Below are 14037 nucleotides of genomic sequence, written 5' to 3' on the forward strand. Positions count from 1 at the left end.
AAGCACAGAAGCACAGAAGCACAGAAGCACAGAAGCACAGAAGCACAGAAGCACACTTTCTTTAGACTAGCGCCCATCGCGGCGGCGCTGGTTGCGCTCTCGGCCCCGGCATCGGCGGCCACCATCTCTTGGAGCGGTGGTACGGGCAACTGGAATTTTCCTACCAACTGGCTTGAAGGTCGTATCCCATTTCCCACGGATACGGTCCAGATCATGGGTGGTACAGTTACGCTCAATACATCTAATGATCATTCGGTAGTAGTGGCCGAAGTCATTCAAGTTAATGACGGTACCATCAGTGGCTATGGCAACTTGGTTACTACGACATTGAATTGGTTGAGCGGCACCCAGAACGGCAATGGCACTACCACCGTCAATGGCACTACCAACTTTGGAGATGGCAGCAACTACTACAGCTATCAATCCTTGGGCAGTGGCAGCAACAATGGTCGCACTCTCACCCTCAATGGCGACAGCATCTTACAGAGCAGCTATGTAACTCTGAACGGTGGCAGCACCATCAATAACAATGGTACTTTCACCAGCAAGGGCGATGTACGTAACAACACTGTCTATAGCAACATTATCACCAGCTTTGATTATGGGAGTACCAGCACCTTTAACAACGCTGGCGCTTTCGTGCAGGATGCATCTGGCAAGCAGACTACCGTAGGTGTCGTGACCTTCAACAACACCGGCGTTGTCTATGTGAAGTCCGGCACCTTGCAGTTGGACAACCTCAGCAACTACAACCGCACCAGCCAGACCCTCTCTGGCGGCAGTTATCACATTGACGACGGCAACACCCTCGCCATCAACCTCGGCAACAGTACCAACAGCATCCGCACCAACAGCGCTGTAATTCTTCTGAATGGTCCCAACGCCCATCTGCTAAATACAAGTGTTGGCGGGAATGCTCTATCGGGTTTAGCCACCAATACTTCGGAAGGCGCCTTATTATTATTGAATGGTGCAGCCCTTGGTATCGGAAATTTTAGCAATGCTGGACACATAGAGATTGGAGCAGGCAGCAGTCTTGTCTCCAGTACTGATTATGTGCAGAACGCTGGTGTCACCTTCGTTGAAGGAACTTTGTCAGCGAATCTAGTAGATATTCAGGGCGGTATCCTCGCTGGCAACGGCACCATCACTGGTAATGTATCCAACGCTGGCCTCATTATTCCTGGTGGTTTCCTTGTCACATTAAACGTGCAGGGTGACTTCACCCAACGTGCTGATGGCATACTGGCCATTGACATTGCCGGCACCGACCAAGGTGTGAGCTACGACTGGCTCAACATCAGCGGCACTGCCTCCCTGGCGGGTACTCTCGATGTGTTCTTCACTGCGGGCTACCTGCCTGCTGCAGGCAATGCCTATACGATCCTCAGCTATGGCGATTGGGACCAAACCACCTTTGACGCTATCCAGGTCACAGGACTTGACCTTGCTCAATACACCTACAGCACTCACTACAGCGACACTGGCCTCACCCTGAGCATTGCCGCTGTGCCTGAGCCTTCCACCTATGCCTTGCTGTTGGCGGGGTTGGGAATGGTCGGCTTTGTGGCTAGACGCAGGAAAGTTTCTGTGACTGCATGATGAGTGCTAATGGATTAGCGTAACGCCTGAACAAGCCCCGTATTTGATTATGAAACGGGGCTTTTTTTACTGATATGGCTGCGACTGCCATTTAGGGCAGCGTATGCTGCGAATCAAGGAGGATGGAAAAATGAACAAGACTACTGCCAAGATACTGTTGTTGATAGGAGCATCGCTGATTGTAGCGGGATGCGGTACGCCAGGGGATAAGAAGATAGGACTGGCTCAGAAATGGGCAGAAAAGATTAGGGAGTATCAGGTTCAACCTATTTTTCCACCGAGAGAGGATTTTCAGGTAGGAGATATTATATTGGTGTGTGAAATTGAATCTGATCAGGATAGAAAAGAAAAAAATCCTAATGAGTGGCTACCTATTCCTCTCATGATTAATCGGTTGAATGTCAATCAGGAGTTACAGGGATTCTATAAGAAAAGTGTTGCTATGCCTGTGGATGAGCAGGAGGGAAATAATAAAGGAAAGGGTTTGCCAAAATCTGACAATATTTTCTCTGGTAACCAGAATATCAAAGCATTGAAGCAGGTTGCTTTCCCTGATTTTGCTGCTGTGACAGTGACTGGGGTGGGTGCTGGGGCAGCATTACCTTCGGGGATTATGTTGAGTAAGTTCGGCCTAAGTAAGCAGGATGTAAATAAGGTCAGTATGTCTGTTCCATCGGCGGTGTCTTATCAGTTGCCTTGGCAGGAAATGAAAGAAATATTTTTTAAGCAGTATTCTGCTGAGAGTGATTGGAAAAAGTTACAGACTCTAAAAAATGATTACCAAAAAAATTGTAAAGAGCCTAAAAGTGGATCTAAATTGGAAGCAAAGATTATGGTCGTAGGTGAAATTTATGCTGCCTATGCTATTACCACCGAAATTGGTGCTAAGAAAGCTATTAGTGGCAATCTGGAGAGCAGGGTTGTTTATGACCCAGAAAGCACGAAACAGAAGATCGCAGATTTATTGAAGTCTGAACCTGGAGCGGACAATGGTGAAAATTCTCAGCTAAGTCAACCAGATAAAAATACTGTCGCTACTGACGCAAACCCCAAGCCAGAACCGGAGAAAGTACAGGCATTGTACAAGTTATTTGATGAGCAACTAGCCAAAGCGGATCAGGCAGGAAAGCCTCAGGATCTGGATTTTGCCGGGGTTAGAATCAAAAGCTATTTAGGTAGTACATCCAGTATTACCATCGACCAGACATTTTCATCACCAGTTGTAGTTGGGTATAGAGGTTATGAATTTAAATTTGATGGTAAAACGCCAGAATTAACCTCGGATGACGGAACCATGACTGCACCTGCCTCCGAAGAAGCAGTTACCGAATAACTTAAGTAGGGCGTACTTGGCTTGTCAAGTCAGGACGCTGTATGAATAGCAATGGATTGGGATGAGGATTGAAAGAGAAAAACACATAGGTCTACTCAATATTTTGTTAATCATCCTCATTGGTTGCACTACTCGGCGCAGCCAATGATGATGGGAAAAGGTAGTGAATGTTTGAGAGATTGGTGAGGGTGTTGTCTTGAAAACATCAGACCCCGGATTTGTCCGGGGTCGGGGCATCAATGCCGGATATCGTTGCCGGGCAGGACGATGTCGGTGCTGAAGAGTTGTTCGGCATCCACTTGGTCGAAGTGGTATTCCGCATTGCAGAAGTCGCAGTGGATGTCGATGGTGTCTTCTTCCGCGAGTATTTCGGCGACTTCTTCTTCTCCCAGCATGCGCAGCATGTTGGCGACGCTTTTCCTGGAGCAGCTGCAATGGAAGGCCACGGCTTGTTCGTTGAAGAGGCGGATGTCGTCTTCATGGAACAGGCGTTGCAGCAGGGTGGTGGCGGGCAGGGTGAGTAGTTCGTTATCCTGCACGGTTTCTGCCAGGGTGATGATGCGGTTCCAGGTGTCGGGGTCTTCCGCATCGGGCTGGTCAGGCAGTTTCTGCAGCAACATGCCAGCGGCGTTTTTACCATCGCAGGCCAGCCACAGGTGGGTGTCGATCTGCTCGGAGCGCTGCATGTAGTTTTGTAGGATTTCCGCGATGCTGTCGCCTTCGACAGCGACGATGCCTTGGTAAGGCTGGCCTCCATCCCGTGGGTCCAGGGTGATGACGAATTGTCCGTTGCTCACCATTTCATTGAAGCTCATGCCGTCGAGGTCGCCAGACCATTTGGCGGTGGCGCGGATGCCAAGGTCGGCCGTGCATTCCACGACCAGCAGCTTGAGCGGGCCTTTGCCCTGCACTTGCAGGATGAGCGCGCCGCCTTGCAGTTTGAGGGTGGCGGCCAGCAAGGTGCTGGCTGCCATGAGTTCGCCCAGCGCCTGGCGCAGGATGAGCGGGAAATCATGATGTTGCAATGACTGGGTGTAGCTTGCGTCCAGGTGGACGAGGTTGCCGCGCACGGGAGTGTTGTCAAACAGGAAACGGTGGAGATGGTCGCTGATCTGCATGGAGTTTTATTGGTATGGCGCTTGTTATCAGATCTTGGATGATACCACTGTCTGTCAGCGGTGTTGTTTAGTTATCCTTTTGAATAGTGTGGTTTAAACGGCGATGGCCCGCTGGCGCGGGATGCTGGCTGGCTGCCAGTGTTGCATGGCCCATTGCCAGATATCGGTATGCGGCGACTGGCGTAATTCAGGTGGCGGGGATTGACCAAGGAATGCCAGCACCTGCCATAAATCCTCGCTGCGGTTGCGGCTGTCCAGTGGCTCGGCCAATGTTTGCTTGCTGAGTTTTTCGCCTGCGGCATTGGCGGCGACCGGGACGTGCAGGTAGTGCGGCGTGGCGTAGCCCAGCGCCTGTTGCAGGAATATCTGCCTGGGGGTGGAATCGAGCAGGTCCGCGCCGCGCACGATGTGGGTGATGCCTTGCAGGTGGTCATCCACGACGACGGCAAGCTGGTAGGCAAACAGGCCATCGGCGCGTTTCAGGACAAAATCACCGATATCCCGCGCCAGTATCTGGCAAATCTCGCCTTGCACGGCATCATGAAAGAAAACAGGTTGCTCATCTACCTTGATACGCCAGGCACGTGCCTGCTTGCCTGGAGCCAGGCCATCGCGGCAAGTGCCGGGATAGACCAGGCCATCAATACCATGGGTGGCGGAATCGGCGATTTCCTTGCGCGAGCAGCTGCAGGGGTAGAGCAGACCGCGCGCTGACAATGCATGCAGCGCATCTTGGTAATAGCGGTCGCGCTGGCTTTGATACAGCACCTCGCCATCCCATTCGAAGCCATAGGCTTCCAGCGTGCGCAGGATGATATCGGCTGCACCGGGCATTTGTCTTGGTAGGTCGAGGTCCTCGATGCGCACCAGCCAATTGCCTTGCTGCGAACGTGCGTCCAGATAGCTGGCAACAGCGGCGATAAGAGAGCCGAAATGCAGCGGCCCGGTGGGGGAAGGAGCAAAGCGGCCCCGGACCGTGGATGGTTGCATCATGGCGACAGGTGTTAATAGAGGGGATTCGACGGTACAGGCTGGAGATAGGGCGGAATGTGCCAGCTTTGCAGGTGGCGGCCCAGCAATACCAGTTCGCACGAGAGGCGGTCGCTGCCGCGGGTGCTGACCTCAAATTGATAGGTGCGCTGCAATTGCATGCGGCCCCGGCTGTTGCGTCCAAACCAGACCTTGCTGCAGGCCACGGTTTCATCCAGCAATTGCAGGTTCCAGCGTTCGGCAAGTTCGCGTCCGCTGGCGACGGCTTGTTCCCGGCTGCCGATGCTGTCTATCCAGTACCAGGCGGCGATGATGGCAATGGCGAGTAAATAGAGTTCTATCATGGGGTTGGCAGGTCGGGTTCTTCTTCAGGTTCGTCTTCATGCAGGCTCAGGGCATCCACGCGCGCGTTGTTGTCCTGCGCGGCGGCGTTCTTGCCGTGCAGCTTGAAGCGCAGGCGCAGCTCATTGTAGGAGTCGGCATTGCGCAGGGCGTCTTCTTCGGTGATGCGGCCTTCTTCGCACAGGGTGAACAATGCCTGGTCGAAGGTCTGCATGCCCAGCTCGACGGATTTCGCCATCGCGTCCTTGACCATATTGGTTTCGCCCTTGAGGATGAGGTCGGCGACCAAGGGTGAGTTGAGCAGGATTTCAATCGCGGCGCAGCGCCCGCCGCCTTTTTTCGGCACCAGTCGCTGCGAGACGAAGCCGCGCAGGTTGAGCGAGAGATCCATGTGCAGCTGCGCATGGCGTTCTTCCGGGAAGAAGTTGATGATGCGGTCTATGGCCTGGTTGGCGCTGTTGGCGTGCAGGGTCGCCATGCACAGGTGGCCGGTTTCGGCGAAGGCCATGGCGAATTCCATGGTTTCGCGGTCGCGGATTTCGCCGATCAGGATGACGTCTGGCGCTTGCCGCAGGGTATTCTTGAGCGCGCTGAACCAGTCGTTGGTATCGCGCCCGACTTCGCGGTGCGTGATCAGGCAGTTCTTGCTCGCATGCACGTATTCCACCGGGTCTTCCACGGTGATGATATGGCCGTGGCTGTTTTCGTTGCGGTAGTCGATCAACGCGGCGAGCGTGGTGGACTTGCCCGAGCCGGTGCCGCCGACGAGAATGACCAGCCCACGCTTGGCCGAGATAACCTCCTTGAGCACTGGTGGCAGGCCGAGATCGTCGAAGCGTGGGATCTGCGTGGTGATGGTGCGTAGCACCATGCCGACTTTCTCCTGCTGGATAAAGACATTGACGCGGAAGCGGCCGATTTCCTTGGGCCAGATGGCGAAATTACATTCCTTGCTTTGTTCGAACTCCTGACGCTGCTTGTCGTTCATAAGTGCATAGGCAAACGCCTTGGTATGGTCGCCGCTGAGCTTCTGTTGGGTGACAGGCGTCATCTTGCCGTCTATTTTCATGGCGGGTGGAAAGTCTGCCGAGATGAAGAGGTCCGATGCTTTTTTCTCCAGCATGGAGCGCAGCAGCGTATGCATATAGGCCAAGGCCTGTTCCTGATTCATGCCAAATCCAGTTCGGGAATGCGGGTTCAAAGGATACGCCATATTAATGAGGATCAAAGCAACTGTCACGATCAGGCTGCAATATGGGTTATCTATTCCTAACCCGATGGAATTTAAATTTAATTTGGCGAGGAACGTTAATATGCTTACACTGCCAAGGCGTTCCCGCCCGGGAATGTTTTTTGAAATGATGCAAGTGAATGTTGGTCAAGTCCATGAATGATATCCGCGAACGTGAGGCCATTAGCGCCTATCTCAAGCTGCTCAGGAGTAAAGGTGTTGATGAGGGTGGATTAAAGCAACGCGAGCAGTGGTTGCTCGATCTGGTGCCTTCCATTGCAGGGGAGGCTGTGGATGGTCTGGTTTATCGCGAGGCAGTCGAGCAGCAGCTGGTTAGCGTGGAGCGCGAGCAATGGCCGTTTTTCCTGTCCGTGGTGCGCGAGTACTATCATTTCTGGAATGGGGACATCAAGGCCATTGCGGCCTTGAATGCCGGTGACGAATTTGAGCTCAACCCGGCCAAGGGACAGACGGCTGACCAGAACCTGAAGACATTGTGGCAGCGGCTGGACAACGAGAAGTTCGGCGTGGCAGATACCTGGCCACTCAAGGCCTACAGTTATGCTCTGCGCCAGGAGGGGGCAGAACAGGCGCTGGTAGATACGCGACTGCGGCTGGTCAAGTTGCTGCTGCTCAAGCTCAAGGACATACCTGAGCGCGACCATAAGGTCTATCGCCAGGCAGTGGATGCAACTGTCGGCATTTTCAACATGAAGCCTACCCAGCGACTGTTTCTATCCGTGGTACGTGAGTTCTATTATTTCTGGATCGGTGATCCGGAAGCCGTCAACCATATCCAGATCGACCGGTCCGAGATATTGCCCGATCAATAGACTATGCCTGATAGCAAGGGCTGGCCTGGGAATGTCCAAACCTGGTCAATGCTCTTCCTTTTCCTGGCTTAGGGTTTCCACCAGCGTAATTTGCATGCGGTAATGCAGCCTGACGAACCAGCGCCAGAGCAGGGTAACCAGCCCCGTAACCATGAGCAGTACAACAATCCAGACATCCGGCGGTGGCAGGATGTGGTGACTCAGTGCTGCAATCAGCAGGGCCATGGCGGCGATAGCTAGGATATTGACCGTTTTGGCGATGAATTGCTGCACGCGGCTGCAGTCGCTGCTGTTCATGCTTTGTGTACTATGGTCGGCCAGCAACAAACCCAGCGATTGCAGTTTCCTGAATGCCGCGATCAGGAATGGTGCGGCCAGCAATAGGCCGACACCCCAGATGACAGCTTCTTTCCACATAATGTCGCGCATGGGCGATGGGTGGCCGAGCAGGTAATCGTTGACCAGCCAGCCAGCACCGAGAAAGATGGCGCTGACCATGCATAGATTGACGAATACCTGCAGCAATAATTTGCGGTAGATGCCGGCGAGGATGGCGCCGTCGCTGTCTGGTGCATGGCTGCTGGAGGCCATGCAGTCGCGGTATAAACGGAAGAATTGCGCCAATTTCTCCGGCATGCCATGCGCCAGCCTGTGGGAGAGCGGATCTGCTGCCTTGATCAGGTAAGGCGTGGTCAGGGTGGTCATCACCGAAGCGGCTACCGCGATCGGGTAAAGAAACGAACTGGTGACGCCGAGCGACAGGCCCAGCGCGGCAATGATGAAGGAAAACTCCCCGATCTGGGATAAGCCCATGCCCACGCGCAGCGAGGTGCGGCCATCATTGCCCACGGCCATGGCGCCTAGCGTGCAGGCGAAGATCTTGCCGAAGATAATGGCGACGATCACGACCATGACCGGCTTGGCATGCTCGACAATGATGGCCGGGTCCAGCATCAAGCCGATGGCGACAAAGAAAATGGCGCTGAACATATCGCGTATGGGCATGATCAGCCTTTCTATCGCGCGGATGCGCCGCGATTCCGCCATGATGGCACCGATCATGAAGGCGCCCAGCGCAATGCTGTAATCCAGCTTCATCACCAGCAGGCAGAAGCCGAAGCACAGGCCGAGGATGGTGATCAGCAGCATTTCGTCGCGCTTGAAGCTGGCGACATATTCCAGCAGTTTGGGAACAAGAATGATGCCAAGTACCAGTGCTACCACCATGAACAGGGTGAGCTTGGAAACCGTGATGGCCGCATCCATGGTGGAAACGTGCCCGGTGGCGGCAATGCCGGAAAGCAGGGCGATGATGCCGATGCCGAGGATATCCTCGACGATCAATACCCCGAAAATCATCTGGGCGAAGCGCTCGTGCTTCATGTTGAGCTCATCCAGCGCTTTGACGATGATGGTGGTGGACGAGATGGCGAGCATGGCGCCGAGGAAGATGGAATCCATGAGTTTCCAGCCGAAATAGCTACCGATTTCATAGCCTAGCCATACCATCACCACGATTTCCACCGAGGCAGCGACTACCGCCGTGGCGCCTACGGCTCGCAACTTGCGCAGGCTGAATTCCAATCCCAGCGAGAACATCAGGAAAACGATACCAAGCTCCGCGAGAATCTCAATGGTGTGGTTGTCATGCACCAGGGAGAAGGGCGGCGTATGGGGGCCGAGAATCAGGCCGGCAAGGATGTAGCCCAGTACCACTGGCTGCTTCATGCGGTGGAAGAGGATCGTGACCATGCCTGCTACCAGCATGATGAGCGCCAAGTCTTGTATGAAGGCGGCGGCGTGCATAAATCGTATTCTTTCTTGCTTGTATTTGTCAGGTGCCGGGGCCAGGTTTTTCAGGCTGTTTCTGGTGGCATCAAGGGCAAGGTGTGAAGCTGGTTTTGGGTTTGGTTTATTCCTGGGTCAGCATATTGCCGAGACCATTCAACCCTGCTACCTCGAAGCTCGGGAATATCGGGGTATGCCGGGGAGCGCGCTGAACCAGTATTTTGTGATAAGTGCGTACTGATTCCACGAAAACTACGGGAGCGCCACCACGTGCATATCCGTATTTCAAGGTTGAATAATGCTCTTCCTTGCTGAGCAGCGGTAGCATTTTTTTCACATCCACCCAGCGGTCGGGGTTGAGCTTCAGCTTTTTGGCCAGGATACGGGCATCCTGCAAGTGGGCATAACCGATATTATAGGCTGCCAGCGCCATCCAGGTACGATCCGGCTCGGGTACGGTAGTGGGAATCAAATCCTTGAGCATGAGCACATAGCGCGCGCCTGCGATGATGCTCTGGCGTGCATCCAGCCGGTCAGTAACGCCCAGGCGGTCAGCAGTGTCCTCGGTCAGCATCATCATGCCGCGCACATTGGTGGGTGAAGTGTTGAACCTGTCCCAATGTGACTCCTGGTAAGCGATGGCTGCGATCAGCCGCCAATCCAGCGCGGTGAGCTCTTGTGCTTCATAAAAGAAGCGCCTGTATTGGGGCAATAATGTTTCGATACGCTGCAGGAAAGTCGTGACATCGACAGGCTGCAAACGGTCTGCGTGGCCGTAATAGCGGTCTATCAGGTTGCGCAGGGTGCCATCCTCGCTGATGCGTTTGAAGAATGCATTGGCTTTGTCATACAGCCATTTATTGCCTGTTTTCGGAAAGGCCCAGGCGATTTGTTCGGGCTTGCCCAACTGCAGGCCAGCGCCCAGGTTGGGGTAGTAATTCTGCACCAAGGAAACCAGATGGTTGTCCACTACAGTGAAATCCAGTTCACCCTCGGCCACTTGCGCCATCAACTCATCGGAGTTCTCATGATCGGTTTCGATCCAGTCGAGCTGAGGCTCTTTGTCTTTCAGGCGTTGCAGGCGTTCCGCATAACTAGTGCCCGAAGGAATCATGATCTGGCTACCAAGCAAATCATGGACGGTGGTGGGAGGTTTGTTCAGGGATTTATTGAAGACAATCTGTTGTTGCACCTTGCGGTAAGGCATGGTGAATTTCACCAGGTGTTCACGCGTATGCGTGATGCTGAGGTCTGCCGCCGCAAAATGCGCTTTGTGCTTGAGCAGGGTAGGAATGACCTGGGAGATGTTATGAACGACCAGGAATTTGACGCTGTATTCAGGCCCAAGCTCATCACGCACAAAGTTGCGCACCAGGTCATGTTCAAGCCCGGCGTATTGATTGTTGTCGCTGTAATAATATGTGCTAGGACCATTGTGGGTAACCACGATGATCTCCTTGCTATTGCGCGGATCTGCAAGCGGTTTTGGCGCTTCCTTGCAGCCGAGTAGCAATAGCGTCAATAGCAGGATAATCAGTAGACGCATCCGTTAAAGTTTCCTAAAGATTGCCGTTTTTGTCCAGCTTGAATCTCTTTTAGGGCGATGAGCTGATTGGAAACAAATACATAGGATGGTGCTGCATGTTATTCCCCAGAGAAAAGCGCTAAACAAGGCGCATAAAAAAAGGCTGTGGTAATCAACCACAGCCTTAAACCCAACCTAGTCAGAGTGGGTAAAAATGTAAGTAAAATCATCTGTTAAACCTACAAAGCAACTGCAATTGTAAACAGTTTATGGAGGAAATGTATGTCAATTCATAAGAGATATTCAATAGGAAGAACGTACTAAGTTGCATTTTTGAGACAATGGCGGATGATGGATAGTTCTGTTTACAGGAAGTGAATGGGAGTGTTTTCTGGAATATCTGTTTACAGAAAGGAGTTGAATGACAGCAATAAAAAAGGGTCATGACTAGAACAGAGGTCTAGCTCTAACGATATTGAGGATATTCAAGTTCGCAATGTTCGGCGATGCGTTCACGAATCGCTTTGAGATAGCGGTTCACGGTGTTGCGGTTCAGGCCACTGAGCAACGTGATCTGGGAAGCATCCAGATCGGCAGCCAAGTAGCGAACCAACTCACGGAATTTGGCCTCACTGATTTTTGAACGGTTCACATACCTGTTTTTTATCGACATAACAGTAGGTTAACATCCATCTTAACCATCTGTTCTAGCCATGACCCTAATTAGAAGATCAATAAGGAATGAAAGCTACACCATGTCCTTTGTTCTTACTGTATTCATGATGTTTCTTGGACTTAGCGGGCTAATCATTAGCCTCTGACCAAATATCCTGTCAGGCTCAATCATCATATGGGAAGCCGCTGCTCCACCGCAAAGTCAAGGATTTATCTTGGTAGGAACACTATTTAGCATTCCTATAATTCTTGGTTATATCGCGTGGAGTTATTATGTTTTCCGAGGTGAGGTTACGGTTGATCAAGGTGGCTATCATTGATGAAAAATCATGCAGATTTAGCGCCTTTTTGGAAGCGCCTGCTCTGGCTCACCGTTATATGGTTAGCTAGCGTCTTATTACTAGGAGTTTTTGCCTACTTCATGCGAATGGTCGTGAACGCTGTCGGCTTGAGCGCGCACGTAATACCGTGCAGGGCACGTCCCAGTGTTGCTGGCGTGTGCCTTCTATTTACTCGACGCTAAGTCCGGCTGCGCGCCACTCCGGCACACCGCCAGCCAGTGGCATAGCTTGTATTCCGTGGGCTTGCAGGATGGAGACTGCCTGCATCGACAGCACGCAGTGCGGCCCACGGCAGTAGGCCACGACCTCCACACCCCGCGACAACTCGCCGATTCGATCGGCCAGTTGCTCCAGCGGGATGTTGATCGCACCGGGCAGATGCCCCAGAGCAAATTCGTCATCGCTGCGAATGTCCAGCAGCACCACAGCGCCTTCCTCCAGACGGTCAAGCAGGCCGTCGATCGAGACAGACTCCATCTCTTGGGGGCGTTGGCGGCTATCTGTGATGGCCTCGCGAATGCGAGCGTGCTGGAACGCCACATAGTCATGCAGGGCTGCGACGACGGTAGCCAGTGGCCCTGGCCCCAAGCGATACAGTATATGTTTGCCGTCACGCCGCGTCTGTACGCAGCCAGCACGCTTGAGGTGTTGCAGGTGCTGTGAAGCGTTCGCCACAGACAATCCCGTCAATTCGGCCAAGGTCTCGACCGACCTTTCTCCACGCACAATCTGTTCCAGCAACGCCAAGCGATGCGGATGCCCCAAGGTCTTGGCGACCTCGGCCAATTGGTCGAGACGACTGGTGGCATTGATACGGGAATTGGAGTTCATTGACAGCACATTAGCATCACTCTATCATTCAAGAAAGTAATTGAATGATAGAGTGATGCAACTTTACCTCGCGTGTGGCCATGGGTATGGCTCGCACAGAGCCCTTACGTCAGCAACTTCGGAGTCTTGAACTATGAGCACAGCACTGTCACCCGCCATCTGGGATTCGCTATGGGTTTGCTTCGTGATCGCGTTGGCGGCCAGCAGCATTTCGATTTCGATCACTCAAGGCGAACTCTTTGCCCCCCTTCGCACCTGGGCACAAAAGATCGGCCACATGACGGGCTATCTGTTCCAGTGCTTCTTCTGTATCAGTCATTGGGTGGTGTTTCTGGGCATTGCCATCTATCGACCGGAAATCACCCACAGCGGCTTCGCGTTGGTAGATTGGGTGGTTGCGGCATTCTTCAGCCTGACGATCTCTACGTTGGTCAGTGGGTTGCTGTTCAAAGTGCTGTTGACCGGCATGGCTAAAAAGGTGCGCGACAAAGAACTCAAAGAGATGTTCGCCCCCAAGTGATCGACTTTCTTGCCATCAAGGATTCGGCCTTTATGTTTCCAGAATTCGTTCGTAGCGATTCGACAGGCTTGCGGCTCATCGGTTTTCAATGGCAATGGCGCGGCCTTTGTCCCACTGGAAGCCAAGCGGTTGGAAGCCGGGTCAAGTTTCATAAAGCACCGGCATATGATGGCCCCGCCTAAGTTATTGATAAACCTGCTGTATCTGGTCCTGGCGTAGTCCAGAGACGTTCGGTGCTGGAGCCATGTGAAATAAAAAACCGCAGCCAAGGCTGGCTGCGGTTGATGATGGTGGAACAGTTGCCGGGTTACTTGACGCGGTTCTTGTATTCCAGGGTGCGGGTGTCGATTTCGATCTTGTCGCCGATATCGCAGAATAAAGGTACTGGAAGCTCGAAGCCGGTGGAAATACGTGCAGGCTTCATCACCTTGCCGGAGGTGTCGCCCTTGACGGCAGGCTCGGTGTAGGTAATTTCACGCACGACGGAGTTTGGCAGCTCAACGGAAATCGCCTTGCCGTTGTAGAACACCACTTCACATTCCATGCCGTCTTCCAGGAAGTTCAGCGCGTCTGTCATGTTGTCGGCTTCTACTTCGTACTGGTTGTATTCAGAATCCATGAAGACATACATCGGATCGGCAAAATAGGAGTAGGTAACGTCCTTGCGCTCCAGGATCACAACGTCGAACTTATCGTCAGCTTTGTAGACAGATTCGCTGGGAGCTTCGGTCAGCAGGTTCTTGAACTTCATCTTGACCACGGCAGCGTTGCGGCCCGATTTGTTGTATTCAGTCTTTTGCACGACCAATGGGTCGTTGCCGATCATCACTACGTTGCCTACGCGAAGTTCCTGAGCTGTCTTCATAATTGATATGCTTTAAAAGTTGAACGGTAAAAAGGGGCGCATT

Annotated in this window: 14 protein-coding genes and 1 pseudogene; 6 read left to right on the forward strand and 9 right to left on the reverse strand. The window is 52.9% G+C overall.

All coding sequences use genetic code 11. From position 1 onward, the window contains the following. Together V7Z75_RS04180 and V7Z75_RS04185 are read left to right on the forward strand one after the other, a co-directional pair. Positions 1-1602 (forward strand): PEP-CTERM sorting domain-containing protein (locus V7Z75_RS04180; RefSeq protein ID WP_334107344.1); only part of this gene is annotated, 1602 nt, incomplete at its 5' end. A 130-nt stretch (positions 1603-1732) separates the two neighbouring features. Further along, positions 1733-2935 carry a hypothetical protein gene (locus V7Z75_RS04185; RefSeq protein WP_334107345.1) on the forward strand — a complete coding sequence of 401 codons (1203 nt, stop codon included), beginning with the start codon at positions 1733-1735 and terminating at the stop codon, positions 2933-2935. A 236-nt stretch (positions 2936-3171) separates the two neighbouring features. On the opposite strand, the gene hslO is transcribed toward V7Z75_RS04185, so the two are convergent. The 4 genes from hslO to V7Z75_RS04205 form a co-directional block, all read right to left on the reverse strand. Continuing rightward, positions 3172-4053: an Hsp33 family molecular chaperone HslO gene (gene hslO, locus V7Z75_RS04190; protein ID WP_334107346.1), complete on the reverse strand. Its 882-nt coding sequence runs from the start codon at positions 4051-4053 to the stop codon at positions 3172-3174. A gap of 93 nt (positions 4054-4146) precedes the next feature. Continuing rightward, a complete protein-coding gene (gene gluQRS, locus V7Z75_RS04195) occupies positions 4147-5043 on the reverse strand; it encodes a tRNA glutamyl-Q(34) synthetase GluQRS (protein ID WP_442919871.1) in 897 nt (298 codons plus the stop codon). A gap of 14 nt (positions 5044-5057) precedes the next feature. Then, on the reverse strand, positions 5058-5387 hold the full coding sequence (locus tag V7Z75_RS04200; RefSeq protein ID WP_334107348.1) for a DUF3301 domain-containing protein: 330 nt from the start codon (positions 5385-5387) through the stop codon (positions 5058-5060). Beyond that, positions 5384-6556 carry a PilT/PilU family type 4a pilus ATPase gene (locus V7Z75_RS04205; RefSeq protein WP_334107349.1) on the reverse strand — a complete coding sequence of 391 codons (1173 nt, stop codon included), beginning with the start codon at positions 6554-6556 and terminating at the stop codon, positions 5384-5386. Before V7Z75_RS04205 ends, V7Z75_RS04200 begins: the two co-directional genes overlap by 4 nt. Positions 6557-6756: 200 nt before the next feature. On the opposite strand from V7Z75_RS04205, the gene V7Z75_RS04210 reads away from it, so the two are divergent. After that, positions 6757-7449 (forward strand): hypothetical protein, encoded by a 693-nt coding sequence (locus tag V7Z75_RS04210; RefSeq protein WP_334107350.1) that lies wholly within the window; start codon positions 6757-6759, stop codon positions 7447-7449. 45 nt (positions 7450-7494) lie between these two features. Here the strand turns inward: V7Z75_RS04210 and V7Z75_RS04215 are convergent, their stop codons facing one another. The 3 genes and pseudogenes from V7Z75_RS04215 to V7Z75_RS04225 form a co-directional block, all read right to left on the reverse strand. Further along, positions 7495-9255, reverse strand: coding sequence for a cation:proton antiporter (locus V7Z75_RS04215; RefSeq protein ID WP_334107351.1), 1761 nt, complete (start codon positions 9253-9255; stop codon positions 7495-7497). Positions 9256-9361: 106 nt separating this feature from the next. Next, complete coding sequence (mltF, locus tag V7Z75_RS04220; RefSeq protein ID WP_334107352.1) at positions 9362-10783, reverse strand: membrane-bound lytic murein transglycosylase MltF; 1422 nt, start codon at positions 10781-10783, stop codon at positions 9362-9364. A gap of 457 nt (positions 10784-11240) precedes the next feature. Continuing rightward, positions 11241-11435 (reverse strand): annotated as a pseudogene (locus V7Z75_RS04225) (IS1595 family transposase); the annotation flags it as partial. Positions 11436-11592: 157 nt separating this feature from the next. On the opposite strand from V7Z75_RS04225, the gene V7Z75_RS14175 reads away from it, so the two are divergent. Together V7Z75_RS14175 and V7Z75_RS14180 are read left to right on the forward strand one after the other, a co-directional pair. Next, the gene (locus V7Z75_RS14175) at positions 11593-11757 is read left to right on the forward strand and encodes a cytochrome d ubiquinol oxidase subunit II (RefSeq protein WP_442919872.1); all 165 of its coding nucleotides are present in this window, start codon (positions 11593-11595) and stop codon (positions 11755-11757) included. After that, on the forward strand, positions 11757-11960 hold the full coding sequence (locus V7Z75_RS14180; RefSeq protein WP_442919867.1) for a DUF2474 domain-containing protein: 204 nt from the start codon (positions 11757-11759) through the stop codon (positions 11958-11960). Before V7Z75_RS14175 ends, V7Z75_RS14180 begins: the two co-directional genes overlap by 1 nt. Here V7Z75_RS14180 and V7Z75_RS04230 read toward each other — a convergent pair. Further along, entirely contained in the window at positions 11947-12609 is a 663-nt protein-coding gene (locus V7Z75_RS04230; RefSeq protein ID WP_334107353.1) for an ArsR/SmtB family transcription factor, read from the reverse strand. The genes V7Z75_RS14180 and V7Z75_RS04230 overlap by 14 nt on opposite strands. Before the next feature lie 133 nt (positions 12610-12742). Between V7Z75_RS04230 and V7Z75_RS04235 the strand changes: the two genes are divergently transcribed. Continuing rightward, positions 12743-13129 (forward strand): DUF1360 domain-containing protein, encoded by a 387-nt coding sequence (locus V7Z75_RS04235; protein WP_334107354.1) that lies wholly within the window; start codon positions 12743-12745, stop codon positions 13127-13129. A 307-nt stretch (positions 13130-13436) separates the two neighbouring features. Here the strand turns inward: V7Z75_RS04235 and efp are convergent, their stop codons facing one another. After that, complete coding sequence (efp, locus tag V7Z75_RS04240) at positions 13437-13994, reverse strand: elongation factor P (protein WP_334107355.1); 558 nt, start codon at positions 13992-13994, stop codon at positions 13437-13439. Between the last annotated feature and the right edge of the window lie 43 nt (positions 13995-14037).

The organism is Methylobacillus sp., from assembly GCF_036844465.1.
GTDB lineage: Bacteria > Pseudomonadota > Gammaproteobacteria > Burkholderiales > Methylophilaceae > Methylobacillus.